15 protein-coding genes and 1 pseudogene are annotated in these 16947 nt (G+C 56.1%); 9 read left to right on the top strand and 7 right to left on the bottom strand.

The annotated features are described in order from the left end of the window. The 3 genes from qoxB to qoxD are packed head-to-tail and all read left to right on the top strand — an operon-like array spanning position 1 to position 2853. Positions 1 to 1974, top strand: a complete 1974-nt coding sequence (gene qoxB / locus BN3795_RS01115) for a cytochrome aa3 quinol oxidase subunit I (protein ID WP_068782905.1) — start codon at positions 1 to 3, stop codon at positions 1972 to 1974. Continuing rightward, on the top strand, positions 1971 to 2567 hold the full coding sequence (gene qoxC, locus BN3795_RS01110; protein WP_068782904.1) for a cytochrome aa3 quinol oxidase subunit III: 597 nt from the start codon (positions 1971 to 1973) through the stop codon (positions 2565 to 2567). Before qoxB ends, qoxC begins: the two co-directional genes overlap by 4 nt. Before the next feature lies 1 nt (position 2568). After that, positions 2569 to 2853 (top strand): cytochrome aa3 quinol oxidase subunit IV, encoded by a 285-nt coding sequence (gene qoxD / locus BN3795_RS01105; protein WP_068782903.1) that lies wholly within the window; start codon positions 2569 to 2571, stop codon positions 2851 to 2853. Between the two features lie 2018 nt (positions 2854 to 4871). Here qoxD and BN3795_RS25400 read toward each other — a convergent pair. Beyond that, positions 4872 to 5222, bottom strand: a complete 351-nt coding sequence (locus BN3795_RS25400; RefSeq protein ID WP_198524608.1) for a hypothetical protein — start codon at positions 5220 to 5222, stop codon at positions 4872 to 4874. Positions 5223 to 5441: 219 nt separating this feature from the next. On the opposite strand from BN3795_RS25400, the gene BN3795_RS01095 reads away from it, so the two are divergent. The 3 genes and pseudogenes from BN3795_RS01095 to BN3795_RS01085 all read left to right on the top strand — a co-directional run bounded on the left by BN3795_RS01095 (position 5442) and on the right by BN3795_RS01085 (position 8232). Then, the gene (locus BN3795_RS01095; RefSeq protein ID WP_068782901.1) at positions 5442 to 5810 is read left to right on the top strand and encodes a metal-sensitive transcriptional regulator; all 369 of its coding nucleotides are present in this window, start codon (positions 5442 to 5444) and stop codon (positions 5808 to 5810) included. A 66-nt stretch (positions 5811 to 5876) separates the two neighbouring features. After that, positions 5877 to 6077: a copper chaperone CopZ gene (gene copZ / locus BN3795_RS01090; RefSeq protein ID WP_068782900.1), complete on the top strand. Its 201-nt coding sequence runs from the start codon at positions 5877 to 5879 to the stop codon at positions 6075 to 6077. A 186-nt stretch (positions 6078 to 6263) separates the two neighbouring features. Then, positions 6264 to 8232 (top strand): annotated as a pseudogene (locus BN3795_RS01085) (heavy metal translocating P-type ATPase). Between the two features lie 82 nt (positions 8233 to 8314). On the opposite strand, the gene BN3795_RS01080 reads toward BN3795_RS01085, so the two are convergent. The 5 genes from BN3795_RS01080 to BN3795_RS01060 form a co-directional block, all read right to left on the bottom strand. After that, positions 8315 to 8932, bottom strand: a complete 618-nt coding sequence (locus BN3795_RS01080) for a hypothetical protein (RefSeq protein ID WP_068782899.1) — start codon at positions 8930 to 8932, stop codon at positions 8315 to 8317. Next, entirely contained in the window at positions 8907 to 9113 is a 207-nt protein-coding gene (locus BN3795_RS01075) for a hypothetical protein (RefSeq protein WP_068782898.1), read from the bottom strand. Before BN3795_RS01075 ends, BN3795_RS01080 begins: the two co-directional genes overlap by 26 nt. Positions 9114 to 9133: 20 nt before the next feature. Continuing rightward, complete coding sequence (locus BN3795_RS01070) at positions 9134 to 9985, bottom strand: SPFH domain-containing protein (RefSeq protein WP_068782897.1); 852 nt, start codon at positions 9983 to 9985, stop codon at positions 9134 to 9136. Positions 9986 to 10963: 978 nt separating this feature from the next. Then, positions 10964 to 11623 (bottom strand): hypothetical protein, encoded by a 660-nt coding sequence (locus BN3795_RS01065; RefSeq protein ID WP_068782896.1) that lies wholly within the window; start codon positions 11621 to 11623, stop codon positions 10964 to 10966. A gap of 59 nt (positions 11624 to 11682) precedes the next feature. Next, positions 11683 to 13131 (bottom strand): aminotransferase-like domain-containing protein, encoded by a 1449-nt coding sequence (locus BN3795_RS01060; RefSeq protein ID WP_068782895.1) that lies wholly within the window; start codon positions 13129 to 13131, stop codon positions 11683 to 11685. A 167-nt stretch (positions 13132 to 13298) separates the two neighbouring features. On the opposite strand from BN3795_RS01060, the gene BN3795_RS01055 reads away from it, so the two are divergent. Both BN3795_RS01055 and nfsA read left to right on the top strand, forming a co-directional pair. Next, positions 13299 to 13913, top strand: a complete 615-nt coding sequence (locus tag BN3795_RS01055; RefSeq protein WP_068782894.1) for a LysE/ArgO family amino acid transporter — start codon at positions 13299 to 13301, stop codon at positions 13911 to 13913. Between the two features lie 133 nt (positions 13914 to 14046). Then, positions 14047 to 14790 carry an oxygen-insensitive NADPH nitroreductase gene (gene nfsA, locus BN3795_RS01050; protein WP_068782893.1) on the top strand — a complete coding sequence of 248 codons (744 nt, stop codon included), beginning with the start codon at positions 14047 to 14049 and terminating at the stop codon, positions 14788 to 14790. Positions 14791 to 14867: 77 nt separating this feature from the next. Here the strand turns inward: nfsA and BN3795_RS01045 are convergent, their stop codons facing one another. After that, on the bottom strand, positions 14868 to 15692 hold the full coding sequence (locus BN3795_RS01045) for a TatD family hydrolase (RefSeq protein ID WP_068782892.1): 825 nt from the start codon (positions 15690 to 15692) through the stop codon (positions 14868 to 14870). Positions 15693 to 15903: 211 nt separating this feature from the next. Here BN3795_RS01045 and BN3795_RS01040 point away from each other — a divergent pair, with 211 nt between their 5' ends. Then, complete coding sequence (locus BN3795_RS01040) at positions 15904 to 16869, top strand: tyrosine-type recombinase/integrase (protein WP_068782891.1); 966 nt, start codon at positions 15904 to 15906, stop codon at positions 16867 to 16869. Positions 16870 to 16947: the final 78 nt, after the last annotated feature.

The following is a 16947-nucleotide window of genomic DNA, read 5'->3' as shown; positions in this document are numbered from 1 at the left end:
ATGAAATGGGACGAATTTTTCGTCACGGGGGAGCCGATGATCTACGGCGCGATGGTCAGCATCGTAGTTGTGTCGCTGGCGATCGTCATCGGACTAACCTATTTTAAAAAATGGGGCTGGCTGTGGCGCGAATGGTTAACGACCGTTGACCACAAGCGAATCGGCATCATGTATATTATCGCGGCGCTGCTGATGCTCTTCCGCGGCGGCGTGGATGCGCTGCTCATGCGGGCTCAGTTGGCGGTACCGGAGAATGGACTGCTGGACGCGCAGCACTATAACGAGATTTTTACAACGCACGGGGTCATTATGATCCTGTTTATGGCGATGCCGTTTATCATCGGTTTGATGAACGTAGTCATTCCGCTGCAGATCGGCGCGCGCGACGTCGCATTTCCGCGGCTGAACGCCGTCAGCTTCTGGCTGTTCTTCGCCGGAGCTATGCTGTTTAACATCTCCTTCGTCATCGGGGGCTCCCCGGATGCCGGATGGACGGCGTATTTCCCGCTGGCTAGCATCGAGTTCAGCCCGACGGTGGGCAACAACTATTACTCGATTGCGATCCAGATCGCGGGGATCGGGACGCTGATGACGTCGGTCAACTTCCTGGTGACCATTCTGAAAATGCGTGCGCCGGGCATGAAGCTGATGAAAATGCCGATGTTTACCTGGTCGGTGCTGATCACCAACGTCATTATTCTGTTCGCGTTCCCGGTATTAACCGTGGCGCTGGCGCTGATGATGTTCGACCGGTTGTTCGGCACGCAGTTCTTTACGATGGCCAACGGCGGGATGGATATGCTCTGGGCTAACCTGTTCTGGGTATGGGGCCATCCGGAGGTTTACATCGTGATTTTGCCGGCCTTCGGGATTTACAGTGAAATCATTTCGACTTTCTCACGCAAAAACCTGTACGGCTATAAATCCATGGTCTGGAGTATGGTCGTCATTTCCCTGCTGTCGTTCGTCGTATGGGCGCATCACTTCTATACGATGGGACACGGCGTGATGGTCAACGGGATCTTCTCGGTTACCACGATGGCGATTGCCGTTCCGACCGGGGTCAAAATATTCAACTGGCTGTTTACGCTGCATAAAGGGCGCATCGAGTTTACGACGCCGATGCTGTACTCCCTCGCTTTTATTCCGATCTTTACGATCGGCGGGGTAACCGGGGTCATGCTGGCTATGGCGAGTGCCGACTATCAATATCATAATACGATGTTCCTGGTCGCTCACTTCCACTATGTCCTGATTCCGGGGACGGTCTTCGCGGTCATCGCCGGGTTCTACTATTGGTTCCCGAAACTGTTTGGCTTCCGGCTCAATGAGCGCCAGGGCAAACTGGCTTTCTGGATTATCGCGATCAGCTTTAATGTTACGTTCTTGCCGCTGTTCTTCCTGGGTTTGAAAGGGATGACCCGGCGGATGTACACCTATTCGGAAAGCACGGGCTTTGGTCCGCTGAACTTGATCGCTTCGATCGGGGCGGTGGGACTCGCCATCGGGTTTATCGTTCTGGTGTACAACATTTACTGGAGCTTCCGCTATGCGGAGCGGGATAAAACCGGCGACCCTTGGAATGCGCGTACGCTGGAATGGAGCACGCATTCTCCGGTTCCGGAATATAACTTCGCGGTCGTGCCGAAGGTGGATTCGCTGGATCCGTTCTGGGAAGCGAAGAAAAGCGGCAAACCGTTGTTCACGGACAAAATCGAAGAGATTCATATGCCGAACAACAGCGGTCAACCGTTTATACTGGGCATGATTTTCATGTTCTTCGGATTCTTCATGGTCTTCAGTTGGTGGGTACCGGCGATAATCGCCGGCCTGGGGATTCTTGTTATGCTGGCGGTACGTTCGTTCGAACGCGACCACGGCCGGCACATTCCGGTCAATGAAATTATCAAAACCGAGAAGGCTTTGGCCAATCGGATGGATGCAGATGCGGGATTGCGGGGTGAACACGCATGAAGGTAGATCACACATTGCCTCTGGAATATCAAACGGAAGAGAACAGCAACCGGGTTCTGGGGTTCTGGCTGTTCCTGGGCGCAGAAATCGTGCTCTTCGCCACGCTGTTCTCGGTTTATCTGACCTTGTGGAACCGGACGGGGAACGGGCCAAGCGGCGCGGAGATCTTCGAAATCGGACCGGTTCTGGGCGAAACGTTCCTGCTGTTGACCAGCAGCTTCACCTGCGGTCTGGCCGTCCACAGCATGCGTCTGGGGTTGAAGAAACCGTTTATGGTCTTCTTCGCCATCACGCTGCTGCTGGGCCTTGGGTTCCTCGGCATCGAAATTACCGAGTTCGTCACCTATGTGCATGAAGGGGCGACGATGCAAACGAGCGCCTTCTTGTCGAGCTTGTTCGTCCTGCTTGGGACACACGGTGCCCACGTAACGCTTGGTTTGCTGTGGGGCAGCGGGCTGATGATTCAGGTGAAACGCGAAGGATTCACGCATGATACAGCGAACAAATCGTTTATTTTCTCGCTGTACTGGCACTTCCTCGACGTGGTCTGGATCTTCATCTTCAGCTTTGTATACTTGAAAGGACTGATGTGACATGAAAAAACTGTTCCCGATTCAGCACGTCATGGGATATGTGTTCTCACTGATCCTTTCTGCCGTAGCGCTGTCGGTGGTTTTCTGGGATATGTCGTTCGGCGTCGGCATGACGATCCTGCTGGTCTGCGCGGCAATCCAGATGTCGGTTCAGCTGTTCATGTTCATGCACATCGGCGAGAACCGCAGCAAAGGCGCGTTGTATGCCAACCTCGTGTATGCGTTGTTCGTCGGGCTGGTTACCGTGTTCGGCACCTTGCTGACGATGATCTGGGGTTATCGGTAAGCGCATAGCCGGTTGTTATGAAAAAGAAACCCGTTGTCACGGATTCGTGGCAGCGGGTTTTTGTATGTCAGCCGGTTCGCCGAGGTGGCGGATAGGACAGCCCTTCGATCCGAGCAAGGAGGGCCTGCTCAAAGGAATAGGCGCCACGGAGCCGGAGCGATGGTTCCGGCAGGCTTCAAGCTTGGGCCTAGTATTTGAGCTTGAACTCACTATTCGAGCTTGAACTCACTATTCGAGCTTGAACTTGCTATTTGAGCTTGGACTCACTATTTGAGCTTGGACTCACTATTCGTAGCCTGAACTCTTTAGCGGAACCTAGTGACCTTATTTGCTCATTTCCCGGCGATTTCCCGCTGTAACGAATCCCAGCGACCTTATTGGGCTCATTTCACGAAAGTTTAGCCTCGTTTGCCCCAAATAAGGTCTCCTGTTTCCGCTAGACGGCGGCGCACCCGCACCCCCCACCAATAGCGGCTCTGAGTTCCGTTAGAAGGCCGAAATTTGCGAGAAGGTTCGACGTCATAACTTACCGCGTACTCCCGCTGGGGACACATTTGCTACTTCACCACTCGCCTACAGCTAGCGCAGCACGAACTTACCATTGATGGCTGGATTCGCTGGCTGGGTTGACTGGTTGGGTTCTGCTGATTGGGTACTGCTGATTGGGTTCGCTGATTGGGTCCAAAGGTTGGTCTCGCACGCACTGGCTAGGTTACTGATGGTGGAGTCACTCCGCCGCTCTAACGGAACCTAGTGACCTTATTTGCTCATTTCCCGGCGATTTCCCGCTGTAACGGATCCCAGCGACCTTATTGGGCTCATTTCACGAAAGTTTAGCCTCGTTTGCCCCAAATAAGGTCTCCTGGTTCCGTTAGACGGCGGCGCACCCGCAAACCCCACCAATAGCGGCTCTGAGTTCCGTTAGAAAGCCGAAATTAGCGAGAAGGTTCGACGTCATAACTTACCGCGTACTCCCGCTGGAACCACATTTGCTACTTCACCACTCGCCTACAGCAAGCGCAACACGAACTTACCATTGACGGCTGGATTCCCAGGCTGGATTCGCTGGTTGGGTACTGCTGATTGGGTCCAAAGGTTGGTCTCGCACGCACTGGCCAGGTTACTGATGAAGGGTCACTCCGCCGCTCTAACGGAACCTAGTGACCTTATTTACTCATTTCCCGGCGATTTCCCGCTGTAACGGATCCCAGCGACCTTATTGGGCTCATTTCGCAATGATTTAGCCTCGTTTGCCCCAGATAAGGTCTCCTGGTTCCGTTAGACGGCGGCGCACCCGCAAACCCCACCAATAGCGGCTCTGAGTTCCGTTAGAAGGCCGAAGTTAGCGAGAAGGTTCGACGTCATAACTTACCGCGTACTCCCGCTGGAACCACATTTGCTACTTCACCACTCGCCTACAGCAAGCGCAACACGAACTTACCATTGACGGCTGGATTCCCAGGCTGGATTCGCTGGTTGGATTCGCTGATTGGATTCGCTGATTGGATTCGCTGAATGGTCCACTGGTTGGTCTCGCACGCACTGGCTAGGTTACTGATGGTGGAGTCACTCCGCCGCTCTAACGGAACCTAGTGACCTTATTTACTCATTTCCCGGCGATTTCCCGCTGTAACGGATCCCAGCGACCTTATTGGGCTCATTTCGCGAAAGTTTAGCCTCGTTTGCCCCAAATAAGGTCTCCTGGTTCCGTTAGACGGCGGCGCACCCGCAACCCCCACCAATAGCGGCTCTGAGTTCCGTTAGAAAGCCGAAATTTTCCAGAAGGTTCGCTGTCATAACTTACCGCGAACTCCCGCTGGGGACACAAGTTGCTACTCCATCACTCGACTCCAGCAAGCGCAGCACGAATTTGCCATTGTGGCTGGGTTCGCTGGTTGGGTTCCTTGGCTGGCCTCGCTGGTTGGGTACACACTTACTAGGTTGCTAGCGGAGTGTCACTCCAAAGCTACATGCTCCGCCGCTTTGCGGCTCTCCCCCTAAATGGACAGCAGGGCCGCTCAGGTTTTGTGGGAGCTGTAGGGCTGCTTGTCCGGCATCGCCTCGATGATCGCTTGGGCGATCCCGCCGGGCAGAGGAATAGTGCAGTTGCACCAAGAGCAAAGCGCAAAGCTGAACCCTTTGAACTGCTCCGTAAATGGATGGGAGGCGCGGTCGAAGAGCAAAATAAGCAGAGTGGGAGTGGCTAGCAAGCACGCTGCCGAATCTTCTGAAGCCGTCCACGACCACTTGCGGGCGGGTCTCCGTCTTAGCGAGGGGAGAAGCACATCGTTCCGACGAATCGACTGCCAGCTGCGGTTGGTACAGAAGGAGAGGGAACGCCCGGTGAACCGTTGCCGGAACGGACCCACGATCAATTTTTCCGGCTTCAGCCTAAGGAGACGTCGACAAGTAGGTGTCCAGACTCATCAAGGATCACGTATCTAGTTTAAAAGAGAACGGATCGCTGGACAGGCCTCGGATCGAATCTATTTTGAATGAGCGAGAAAATAACACTTTACATACCCTGTGGGGGTATATTATAATGAGTTTACCACAGCAAACCACGCGGGTTTGGAGAGGAGAGACGTATGGCGAAGATGGAGAAGCAGGAACATCCGACGTCCGCGCACTGCGGGGAGCATTGCGAAGGACCTGACGCGACGGAGAATGGCAAGATGGTACGACACAGCCACCATTCCGAAGCGATGAAGAATAATCTGACCAGCCGCTTGAACCGGATTGAAGGGCAAATCCGCGGTATCAAAGGGCTGATCGAAAGGGATACTTACTGTGACGATGTGCTGAACCAGATCGCCGCCGTGCAATCCGCGCTGAACAGTGTGGGCCGGCTGCTGCTGGAGGGACATATGAAGAGCTGCGTGATCGAGCGGATTCAGGCTGGGGAGACGGAAGTGCTCGACGAACTGTTAGTCACGGTCAACAAGCTCATGAAATAACGGCGGAACCCCACGGGGGTACGCGGCAAGGTTGGATTTTATTTTATATTATGGGAGGAATTTGATATGCAACAGATTACATTAAACGTGGAAGGCATGTCCTGCAATCATTGTGTGAAGTCGGTCGAGGGTGCGGTTGCCGGGCTTGGTGCGGAAGGTAAAGTCGATCTGGCTGCGAAAAAGGTAGATGTGACTTTCGACGAAACGAAAGTAACGTTAGAGCAAATCAAGGAAGCGATCGAGGATCAAGGCTACGACGTAGTCTGATTCCGGTGCGAGGCGGTGTCGGGGGTTCGGAGCCCGAAGCTTGCGGTATCGGCGGCGGGCGCTTTGATCCCCCGAAAATTCGGGGATACCGGGGAAGCCGGACTCCCGGGGGTGAAGGATTCGCTCGTCTGGAATATACCCCCATGGGGTATTAAACTTTGTGGGTTTTGAGATGGAGGAATAGTTATGGATAAAGCATTGCCGATGAGCAGCGCGGATCACGATCAAACGACGCTGCAAATTACCGGGATGACCTGTGCCGCCTGTGCGGCCCGGATCGAGAAGGGATTGAACCGGCTGCCTGGCGTAGAGCAGGCCAACGTCAATCTGGCGCTGGAAACCGCGCAAGTGCGGTATGAGCCGAGCGCTGTCTCGCTGGAGCAGATCATTGATAAGGTGAGTCAACTGGGTTATGGCGCGGTATTGAAGCCGTCCGAGCAGGAGTCCGAGGATATCCGCTCGCGGGAAATCCGCAAGCAGAGAAATAAGCTGGTAGTCTCGGCGGTACTGGCGTTCCCGCTGCTGTGGGCGATGGCCGGACATTTCTCCTTCACCTCTTGGATCTGGACGCCGGAACTGTTCATGAACCCGTGGTTCCAACTCGTGCTGGCAACGCCAGTGCAGTTCGTCATTGGGCGCGGGTTTTACGTCGGGGCTTACAAGGCGCTGCGCAGCCGCAGCGCAAATATGGACGTCTTAGTGGCGCTTGGGACGTCGGCGGCTTATTTTTACAGTTTGTATCTGAGCCTGGAGTCATTATCCATGCCGCATGGGCATACCCCCCAGCTGTATTATGAAACGAGTTCGGTCCTGATTACGCTGATCCTGCTCGGCAAATGGTTCGAGGCGTTGGCCAAAGGCCGCTCCTCGCAGGCGATTAAAACGCTGATGGGGCTGCAGGCGAAAACGGCGCTTGTTCTTAAAGACGGCGTTGAGACCGAGGTGCCGATCGAGGCGGTTGTCCCGGGGGATGTGTTAATCGTGAAGCCGGGCGAGAAAATTCCGGTCGACGGGTTGGTGGTCGGCGGCGCTTCGTCGGTGGATGAATCGATGCTGACCGGGGAGAGCATCCCGGTGGAGAAGAAGGAAGGCGATGCAGTGATCGGCGCGACCGTCAACAAACACGGCGTGCTGCGCGTGCAGGCCGCCAAGGTCGGCAGCGAAACCGCGCTGGCGCAGATCATTCGCGTCGTGGAAGAGGCGCAAGGCTCGAAGGCGCCGATTCAGCGGGTGGCGGACGTGATTTCCGGGATTTTTGTCCCGATCGTAGTTGGGATTGCTGTGGTTACGTTCCTGGTGTGGTTCTTCTTCGTGACGCCGGGCAGCTTCGCCGAGGCGCTGGAAAAGGCGATCGCCGTGCTGGTCATCGCGTGCCCTTGCGCGCTGGGGCTGGCGACGCCAACGTCGATTATGGCCGGGTCCGGGCGGGCCGCGGAGTACGGCATCTTGTTTAAGGGCGGCGAGCATCTCGAGGCCGCCCAGNGGCACGCGCCGCCTGATGGCGCGTGAAGGCGTCGACGTCGCCGCCGCGGAGGCCGGTATGGCCGCGCTGGAGGCGGCCGGCCAAACCGTGCTGCTCGTGGCGGTGGACGGCGTCTATGCCGGCATGGTCGCCGTGAGCGACACCGTGAAGGAGACGTCCAAAGCCGCGGTGGCGCGGCTGAAGGAGATGGGCCTTCACGTAGTCATGATCACCGGCGACAACGAGCGCACCGCCAAAGCGATCGCCGCCGAGGTCGGGATCGACGAGGTGCTGGCCGAGGTGCTGCCGGAAGGCAAAGCCGCCGAAGTGAAAAAGCTGCAGGCCCGCGGCCTGAAGACGGCGATGGTGGGCGACGGCATCAACGATGCGCCGGCGCTGGCCGTGGCCGACGTAGGCATCGCCATCGGCACGGGCACCGACGTGGCCATGGAGGCCGCCGATGTGACGTTGATGCGCGGCGACCTGGAAGGCGTACCGGATGCCATCGCCATGAGCAAGCGCACGATGGGCAACATCAAGCAGAACCTGTTCTGGGCGCTCGCGTACAACACGATCGGCATCCCGGTGGCGGCCGCGGGCTTCCTGGCTCCGTGGCTGGCCGGTGCGGCGATGGCGCTCAGCTCGGTATCGGTCGTGCTGAACGCGCTGCGCTTGCAGCGGGTGAAGCTGTAAAACACAAAACCAGCCCTCATGGGCAAAGCTCCGGGTGCGTCCCGGCTTTGGGCTTTGCATCTTGAGGGCTGGTTTATTTGCGTTATTGGATCGGATGAGAGGGAGAATCGCCGATAATTCCTAGCTCCTCCAGGGCAAGGATCATCGTTCTCGTAAGCTCGACAGCTGCCGCAATGGCGGGGATGTCGGGCTTTTTGAACTTTTCCGTACAGGTTAATGTGGCCCGCCCACTCTGAATTCGCAGCCGGAAATGAACGTGAGGATGGACATCCAACAGCTTCTCGAGCCTTTCATATTTCAAGGCCGACCGCAGCAGGCTGGGGTGGGAAGCCTTGGCCCGAAACCGCTTGTTCATAGCGGAGTTCGGGAGCGATGTATCCCGGAGCCCGCCGACAAACCACGCTAGAACATGCCGCTTGGCCGAAAATAAAACGAACTCCAGCTTGCGGCGCGGCCGGTAGCTGTATTTGACGGTGATCACGTACGCGTTGCCGGATGAGTCGTTGTTCGGGTCGGTGACCATCACCTCGCAGCTTCCGAAACGATGGGGGAGCGGTACCCGTACATGCTGTCCCTTGTACTTCCAGCCCCGGATCTTTCCGGCGGTGTAAGCTCCCCCGGAGCTTTTGGCATATTCCTTCAGCAGGGCCGTCGACTTTGGCTCCCACCACGTCTTACGAATTGCTTTCGTCTGTATCATGCTTCTCCTCCTCCTTGCCCGGCACCCGGGTGGAAGGCAATCTCCCCTCGCGGCGCAAAGCTTCTCGCAGCAGGTATTCGATATGCCCATTCACGCTTCGGAATTCGTCTGCCGCCCAGCGTTCCAAAGCCTGATAGAGAGTCGGGTCAAGGCGAAGCGGGAAGCTCTTCTTGCTGGCCATCGTGAATGGATACCCCTCAATTAATACAAGGTGCTGGTGTTGATGACCGGCTGGGCGGAACGGTCGGATACGACGGCGACGAGCAGGTTGTTGATCATCGCGGCCTTGCGTTCGTCATCCAGCTCGACGACCTGGCCGGCCTGGAGTCGTTCGATGGCCATTTGCACCATGGTGACGGCGCCGTCGACGATTTTCTCACGTGCAGCGATAATCGCTTCCGCTTGTTGGCGTTGCAGCATCGCGCTGGCGATTTCGGTCGAGTAGGCCAGGTGCGTCAGGCGAGATTCGATCACCTTCACCCCTGCGATGGCCAGGCGGTTTTGCAGTTCGCCGGTCAACTCCAGCGCAATCTCTTCCGTATTGGCGCGCAAGGAGAAGCCGGAGTCGTCTAACTGGTCGTACGGATATTTGCTGGCCACATGGCGCAGTGCGGCTTCGCTTTGGATTTCAACGAAGGTTTCGTATTCGTCCACTTCAAACAACGCTTTGGCGGAGTCGACCACCGAGAACACGACCACGGTGGCGATTTCGATCGGGTTCCCGTTCACGTCGTTAACTTTCAGCTTGGCGCTGTTGAAATTGCGAACGCGCAGCGACACTTTCTTGCGGGTCGAAAACGGGAGGGCCAGATAAAAGCCGCTCTTGCGGATCACGCCAAGGTAACGGCCGAAGAAGGTCACAACCGCCGATTGGTTGGGTTGGACGATCGTCAGCCCGGTCAAAAGCACAAAGGCGATAACGATGGAGAATGCGCCGCCGATGATAGAGACGACCTCGAGCAGCGTGATGAGGTAAGCCCCCAAGGCTAAGAATCCAAAAATGAACAACAGGGCGACAAAACCGTTCAGGTACGAAATTTCTTTTTCTTTCATCCTAGATGACACTCCTTCAATTGCATATTGAATTGATACTGTTATGATATCACTTTTGCAATAAAATGTAAATCTAGATTCGGGGAGATCGTGGCTCGACCGGGTGGGCGGCTTGTCGAAGGAGGGATGAAGTGGGGGGCAGCTATTGGAGCAGAGCTTTTTTTAAGCGATGGTGCAGAAGGCGATCGTGACCTAAAGGAACTGAGGGGACATGCTGCATTTGCTGCAACATTTTGCTCGAGTTGTAGGGTGAAGTCACTGGAATGTTGCAAAACCTACAACATTATTTTGTGTTTGGCGCGGACACGGGCAAAAATGCTGCACTTTTTACAACATTTTCATCCAGGGGACGGAGTTTAGCCTCAAAATGCTGCATGAAATGCAACATTTTGGGTGGGCTTAGGTAGATCAGATGTTGCCTCCCTGTTCTTCGGTAAGAGTTTAGTAAGGATGCTTGGATGGAGTGGTGAGTTAGGAGGCCCGTAGGGTGCATATAAGAGGGTGTCTATGGAGATGAGTGGATCCTCTGGATGATGCGGGTGGAGTGGAAGTAATTACTAAATTGCTGGATGGGGCGAGAGTACAGAGGTTGGGGGCTATGTGAAAATGCGGCTGGGAAGGGGGGGATGACTAATTAATAAGTGTGTGGTGTAGGGGCGGTAATTGGGTGCGTGTTGCGAGTTGATGGTGCGGGAGGTAAGGTGGTCGTGACCTGGAGGAACTGGAGATAAAATGTTGCAAAACCTGCAGCATTTTGCTCGAGTTGTAAAGTAGAGGAACCGAAATGATGCAAAACCTGCAACATTTTTTCGCATTTAGCGCGAATTTAGGCGAAAATGCTGCACTTTTTACAACATTTTCGTCCAGGGGATGGGGTTTGGCCTCAAAATGCNCGGCCACGGCTCGCCCCCCGTGGCCGGGTCGGCCCTCTGCCCAGCCGTCACGCGCCTCTGGCCGCCACAGGCCGCGGCCTTCGCCTTAGCTGATCCAGGTCATCTCGGAGTCGGACAGCTTCCAGGCGCCCTGCTCGAGCTTCAGGGTGATTTTGGCGCCGACCGCGCCGGTGCCGGAGCGGTATTTGGAGCCCTCGATCCGCGCGGAGTCTTCGTTAATTTCGACCTTGTCGACGCGCAGCAAGACTCCTTTTAGCGCCGCGTTGTCCGACTCGGGTTGCTCTTCCTCAATCAATTGCTCCAGTGTGCGGTCGCGGATTTCGGTGTCGAAACTTTGCAAATACTCAATAATATAGGCTTTATCGTCTTCCGTAAGCTGCGTCATTTCGCTCAGGTCGACGGCGATATAGTTCATTTCGCGATTCAACGCTTCGTCCAGCTTCAGCATGGCCTCAAACGTCATGGCGTAGAGCTGTCCGGCCGAACCGTCCATGTCCCCGTCCGCAATCCCAGGTTCCTCGTTGCCGTTCGCGGCTTCCTCCGGGTCAGGCACATTGCCCGTTTCCACTTCCGGCTTCCCCGTCTCGCCGGGCGATGGGTCTTGCTCCGGAGCGGGCTGTTCAACTGCCGGCGGAGTGGTCGATGGGTCCTCTTTGCCGCTTAAAGTGCAGGCGGCGGCCATGATCGATATGGACACAGCGGCCAGACAGGCCAGGCATAATCGCAGCCCCTTTTGCATACGCATGCGGATTCCCCCTTCGTGTATATAAACGCCTTCAAGCGGCAAATAGTTTCCTGGCCTGGCTAAACCAAGGTGCGCACAATGGGGCTCAAGCGGGCGAGGCCTTCGCTTAGTTCCTCGGCCTTGGCATAGGCGTAAGAGAGACGTAAGCAGCCGTCCGCCTCGCGGTCGTACAAATGCCCCGGATTGACCAGGAGGCCGGCTTTCAGCGCAACATCAAAAACTTTGCGAGGGGAGGGGGAGCCGTGCAGCTTCAGCCACACATAAAAACCTCCCCTCGGCACCTCCCAGTCGGCGATGTCACGGAAATGCCGCTCCAAAGCGCCCAGCATCGCCTCGCGCCGCAGGCGGAGCGCAGCCCGCAGCCGCTCCAGATGGAGGTCGTACCGACCGCTCTCCAGCCATTCCGCCGCCATCTGCTGCGATAGAGCGCTGGAGCCGTAATCGCTTTGCATCTTGATGTCCGCCAGCCGTTCGATGACGGGCTGAGGGCCGGCGACCCAACCAATGCGCAGCCCGGGGCTCAGCGATTTGGACAAGCTGCCCAAATACAGCACGCTTCCGCTGGTGTCATAGGCTTTTAGCGGAAGCGGCGGCAGATCGTCCAGCCATAGCTCGCGGTAGACGTCGTCTTCGACCAAAGGTAAGCGGGCCGCCTCGCAGACCTCCAGTAGTTGACGCCGCCGGGATTCGCTCATGACCCGTCCGCTCGGATTATGGAAGGTCGGGATGGTATACAGCAAGGAGCCGGAATATTGCTTGGCGTATACCGCAACCAGATCGGCGCGCAGCCCCTGTTCATCCATCGGTACGCCCCGCAGCTTCATCCCGGCACTCTGAAACACGGGCACTGAATACAGATACGACGGGCGTTCCGTCAGCACGGTCTGTCCCCGGTGAAGCAGGCCGACGGCTATGAGCTGAAGCGCCTGCAGAGCACCGGACACGATCAGCAGTGACGCCGGCGACACGGTGATGCCCTGCAGACTCAGCCTGGCGGCGATCGCCTCACGCAGCCGCAGATCCCCGTTGGGTTCGCCATAACCGAGGGACGGGGCATTTGCGGCCATTCGCGTCAGCAGTTCGGCCATTTCGGCTTGAGGCAGCAAGTCAGGCCCGATTTCGCCGGTGCCGAGCCGCAGGATGCCGGGTCGGAACTCAGCCCGGTTGATCTCCTGCACGGCCGGCAGATTGGGGACCTGCACACCGGCGCTGACGTATTCGTTCCAGTCCGGCGGCGGGGAAGCGGTCAGTACTCCCCAGGTCCGGTTGACGACGCGGGTGCCGCCGCCCCGGCTGCCCTGGAGCAACCCGGCGGCGATCAGCTCGTCCAGCGCAGCGACCACGGTACTGCGGTTGACGCCGAAGCGGACGGCAAGCTCCCGCTGGGAAGGGATGCGCGTGCCAACCGGCCATTCGCCGCCGGCGATCAGGTCGCGTATATGCTCCATGATCTGGCGATGGAGCGGGATCGGCGAATTTCGGCTGGGACGCCAAGTCGAATCGTTCATGTTTGCCAGCCCCCCTTATCTGCAGGATTGTAACGGTATTGCGCGAACGACGTTATTTTCCCTATTATATCGTTTGGTTGGTTTGAGTTCCATCCAAATGGATGGAGCCAAATGGAGAGCGGCCGGGTACAATTAGGTTCGGGTTAGAGATCAAAGGGGGAGAGCGTATGTTAGGTGCGGCTATTCATGGAATTTTACTGGCGTTTGGCCTGATTTTGCCGTTAGGAGTGCAGAACGTGTTCGTGTTTAATCAGGGGGCAGCCGGACGTAAACTGCGCCGGGCGATGCCAGCTGTACTGACAGCCGCAGCGGGCGATACAATACTGATCTTGCTGGCCGTTTTGGGGGTCTCGGTGCTGGTGTTATCGTGGTCCTGGTTGAAAATCGCACTCTTTGCGGCCGGGGCTGCCTTTATGCTGTACATCGGCTGGACGATCTGGAGAGACGCATCTGCGCCGGCCTCTGCCGGACCCTCCGGGCTGCCGGCCAAGAAGCAGGTGGTCTTCGCATTGTCGGTGACGTTTCTGAATCCGCATGCGATTCTGGATACGGTTGGCGTCATCGGGACAAGCTCGCTGGGGTATACCGGCGGCCCGAAATGGGCGTTTACGCTGGCGACGATCCTGGTGTCTTGGCTTTGGTTTATCGGTTTGGCGATGGCGGGTAAAATCGTCGGAAGCCTGGACCGGGGAGGTGCCCTGCTGCGAGGCATTAACCGGGCGTCTGCGCTGATTGTCTGGGGGATGGCGATCTATCTGCTGTACACCGGGTTCTTCGTCTAATAGAGTTGAAGCTTTTGCAATAAGTCTCGGGCGACTGCGCGGCCTGCTTCATGAAAGGGAGGCGCCTTGCTTCCAATGGTGGAAAGTTCCATAATAAAACTAACCATATGCAGGGAACAGGAGTGTAAAAAAGATGAACGAGACGATATCCCAAATGATGGCGCATCGCTCGATACGTAAATACAGCGACCGCCCGGTGACCCGGGAGCGGGTCGAACAAATCGTGTCCGCGGCGCAAATGGCTTCCAGCTCCAGCAATGTGCAGGCTTATAGCGTGATTGCGGTGACGGATGCGGATCGAAAATCCAAGCTGGCCGAGCTCTGCGGACATCAGGCGTATGTGGCCGAATGTCCGGTATTCCTAGTCTGGTGCGCCAACCTGTCGAGATTAAAACGGGCGGCGGAGCAGCATATTCCTTCGCAAACGACTTATGAAGGCTCGACGGAGAACTTTATTGTAGCCACGGTCGATACGGCGCTGGCGGCGCAAAATGCCGCGATTGCTGCGGAGTCATTAGGACTTGGCATCGTGTATATCGGCGGAATCCGAAATCGAAGCGAAGAAGTGGCGACATGCCTTGGCCTTCCGCGGCTGGCGTACCCCGTCTTCGGGATGTGCCTTGGATACCCGGATCAGGATCCGGGACTGCGGCCGCGGCTCCCGTTGTCGGCCGTGCTGCACTGGGACAGCTACGACACCGATGGGCAGGAAGAACAGGTGGCCCAATATGACGAGGTGATGTCCAAGTATCTGCGGGAACGAACCGGCGGGACGAAGGATACGCCCTGGTCGGAGCTGATGGCTGAGAAGTTGGCTCAGCCGGCGCGATTGCATATGCGCGAATTTTTGGCAAAACGCGGTTTTGAATTGAACTAAACGCAGAGAAGCTGTCCCTCGGGTCATCATGGCCTGGGGGACAGCTTCTTTGCATGCGGGTTAGAGAGATTCGTTCGTCACAATCCATAGAAACGCTGCGCATTCCGATATAATGTCGCCGCAGCCTCCTCAGGGGTCAGAGCCTGAAGATTCGCCCAAGCCATAGCGACGTGACTGATCATGCGCGGGTGGGTGATTTGTCCGGCAAACGGTCCTTCGAACGGCCAGGGGCCGTCGGTTTCGGCCATGACCTGATCGGGCGGATAACGTCGGGCCAAGTCCTGAATTTCCGATTCGTAGACGATGTCCGGCGTAAACGAGATCGCATAGCCGCGCTCCGCCATACGCCGCACCGTGGGTTCGGCACCTTTGAACCAGTGGAAATGAGCCTTCGTAATGCCATGCCGATCCAGCAAGTCGCAGACAAGGTCGGCGTCCTCGTAGACTGCATGCAGCACAACCGGCTTATCGATCGACTTGGCGAGGGCCAAGAACTTCTCCAGCAGGTCGACGTAGGGTTCAAGATCAAAGGATTTTCCTTGCTCCAGCGCTTCTTGCCTAGCATAATAAGGGAGTCCGATCTCACCTACGGCAACCATATCCCCGACATGGTGCCTGATCCAATCCAACAGCAGCTCGATTTCCCCGTCCGCGGGGATCGGCTGCTCGGGGTGAAATCCAAATGCCGGGTGCACCAGGCTCGGATGGCGTTCCGCCAACGCGCGGTTCAGCTTGCAGGAAGCCAGATGCATCGAAACGGCAACCACGGATTCCACCCCGCAACCCGGCAGCTCTTGCAGCAGGCGTTCCCGAGTGACCTCATCGTAAAGGTCCAAATGAATATGGGCGTCGACCAACGGGACTTGGACTTCCAAAGGCAAACCATGAAGAACGCAGGACATCTCACCAGACCCTTTCCAGAAACAGGTTAACAGCATGTCTTTATTATATCTGTTTTTTGTGTAATGCGGTTCGGCGGATTTCGAAGCTTACCTCATTTTGTAGAGTGAACACACATCCAGAGAAAGGTTTATTTATCACAGCCAAATAGACCATGTCGTACAATATCAATTATGCGACAAAATTAACGTCAACAGGAGGTCCACTTCAAATATGAGTACTAATTATTTGTCTGCTGTAGCTCAGCAATATCCGTTTCATTTACCCGTCGCTCAAGAGTATCAGGACGAGCAGATCATTCAGATGTTTCTGACGGCGTGCGCCAAAGCGCCAAATACCCGCAGAAACTACTTCCGGGCTTTGGAACAATTTAGACAATTCCTCTCAGGGGTCCCATTTCGGGAGGTCACCTGGCGGGAAATTGAAGCCTATAAAATCTACCTTACGAAGGGATTCTACCGCGATGCCCAAAAACCGTTGGCTCCGGCCAGTGTCGCCGCCTTTATCGCGCCGCTGAAGTCGTTCTATAAATGGGGCAGCGACCGCGGCATCGGCTTTTTCGATCATAATCCAGCGCAGAACATCCGCATTCCGGCCATTGCCGTTACCAGCCGCAGGCATTATCTCACCCGCAATGAAGTCGGCAAACTGCTGGAGACGCTGCGGTGCCAAAGCTTGCGAAACTACTTGATCGGGCTGTCCCTGGTGCTGTTAGGGCTTCGCGTATCCGAGCTGTGCGGGATCAAATGGAAGGACTTTAACACCGATTTACTTGAAACATCCGTATGGTTGACCGTAACCCATGCGAAACGTGGAAAAACGCGCGAAGTCAAAATTCCGCGCGAGCTCTGGAGCATGTACCAGGAGCACGCGCAAAGATTGGCGAAATCCCCCGAACCAGATCCGGAAATGAAGCTGTTTCCCATTACATCGCGTCAAATTGAACGAATCATTAAGCAAGCGGGCATCGCCAGCGGAATTCAGAAGCAGCCCACTCCCCACTGGCTGAGACATACGAACGCGACTCTGGCCTTGCTGCAAGGCGCCTCGCTGCAACAGGTTCAGGAAACTCTGGGGCACTCTCATATTAACACGACACAGCGTTATCTACATACCGTCGAGCAGATGAAAAAGGCCGCCCCGGACTTCGTACAGGACTGTTTGAAGGAATTTATGTAATTTTGACAAATATTTTAGTGCTTTTTGTCTATTTTTTTGCTGAAAATAATGCAAAAATCGCTCTTTTGTCCTATAATG

This window comes from Paenibacillus phocaeensis, from assembly GCF_900021165.1.
GTDB lineage: Bacteria > Bacillota > Bacilli > Paenibacillales > Paenibacillaceae > Fontibacillus > Fontibacillus phocaensis.
This window is presented reverse-complemented; position numbering and strand designations above follow the sequence as displayed.

Coding starts and splice junctions, on each gene's coding strand:
- BN3795_RS01075 (WP_068782898.1), bottom strand. CDS start 9,113: ATGGCCAGCAAGAAGAGCTTCCCGCTTCGCCTTGACCCGACTCTCTAT.
- BN3795_RS01070 (WP_068782897.1), bottom strand. CDS start 9,985: ATGAAAGAAAAAGAAATTTCGTACCTGAACGGTTTTGTCGCCCTGTTG.
- BN3795_RS01040 (WP_068782891.1), top strand. CDS start 15,904: ATGAGTACTAATTATTTGTCTGCTGTAGCTCAGCAATATCCGTTTCAT.
- BN3795_RS01055 (WP_068782894.1), top strand. CDS start 13,299: ATGTTAGGTGCGGCTATTCATGGAATTTTACTGGCGTTTGGCCTGATT.
- BN3795_RS01060 (WP_068782895.1), bottom strand. CDS start 13,131: ATGAACGATTCGACTTGGCGTCCCAGCCGAAATTCGCCGATCCCGCTC.
- nfsA (WP_068782893.1), top strand. CDS start 14,047: ATGAACGAGACGATATCCCAAATGATGGCGCATCGCTCGATACGTAAA.
- qoxC (WP_068782904.1), top strand. CDS start 1,971: ATGAAGGTAGATCACACATTGCCTCTGGAATATCAAACGGAAGAGAAC.
- BN3795_RS01080 (WP_068782899.1), bottom strand. CDS start 8,932: ATGATACAGACGAAAGCAATTCGTAAGACGTGGTGGGAGCCAAAGTCG.
- BN3795_RS01045 (WP_068782892.1), bottom strand. CDS start 15,692: ATGTCCTGCGTTCTTCATGGTTTGCCTTTGGAAGTCCAAGTCCCGTTG.
- BN3795_RS01095 (WP_068782901.1), top strand. CDS start 5,442: ATGGCGAAGATGGAGAAGCAGGAACATCCGACGTCCGCGCACTGCGGG.
- qoxD (WP_068782903.1), top strand. CDS start 2,569: ATGAAAAAACTGTTCCCGATTCAGCACGTCATGGGATATGTGTTCTCA.
- qoxB (WP_068782905.1), top strand. CDS start 1: ATGAAATGGGACGAATTTTTCGTCACGGGGGAGCCGATGATCTACGGC.
- copZ (WP_068782900.1), top strand. CDS start 5,877: ATGCAACAGATTACATTAAACGTGGAAGGCATGTCCTGCAATCATTGT.
- BN3795_RS01065 (WP_068782896.1), bottom strand. CDS start 11,623: ATGCGTATGCAAAAGGGGCTGCGATTATGCCTGGCCTGTCTGGCCGCT.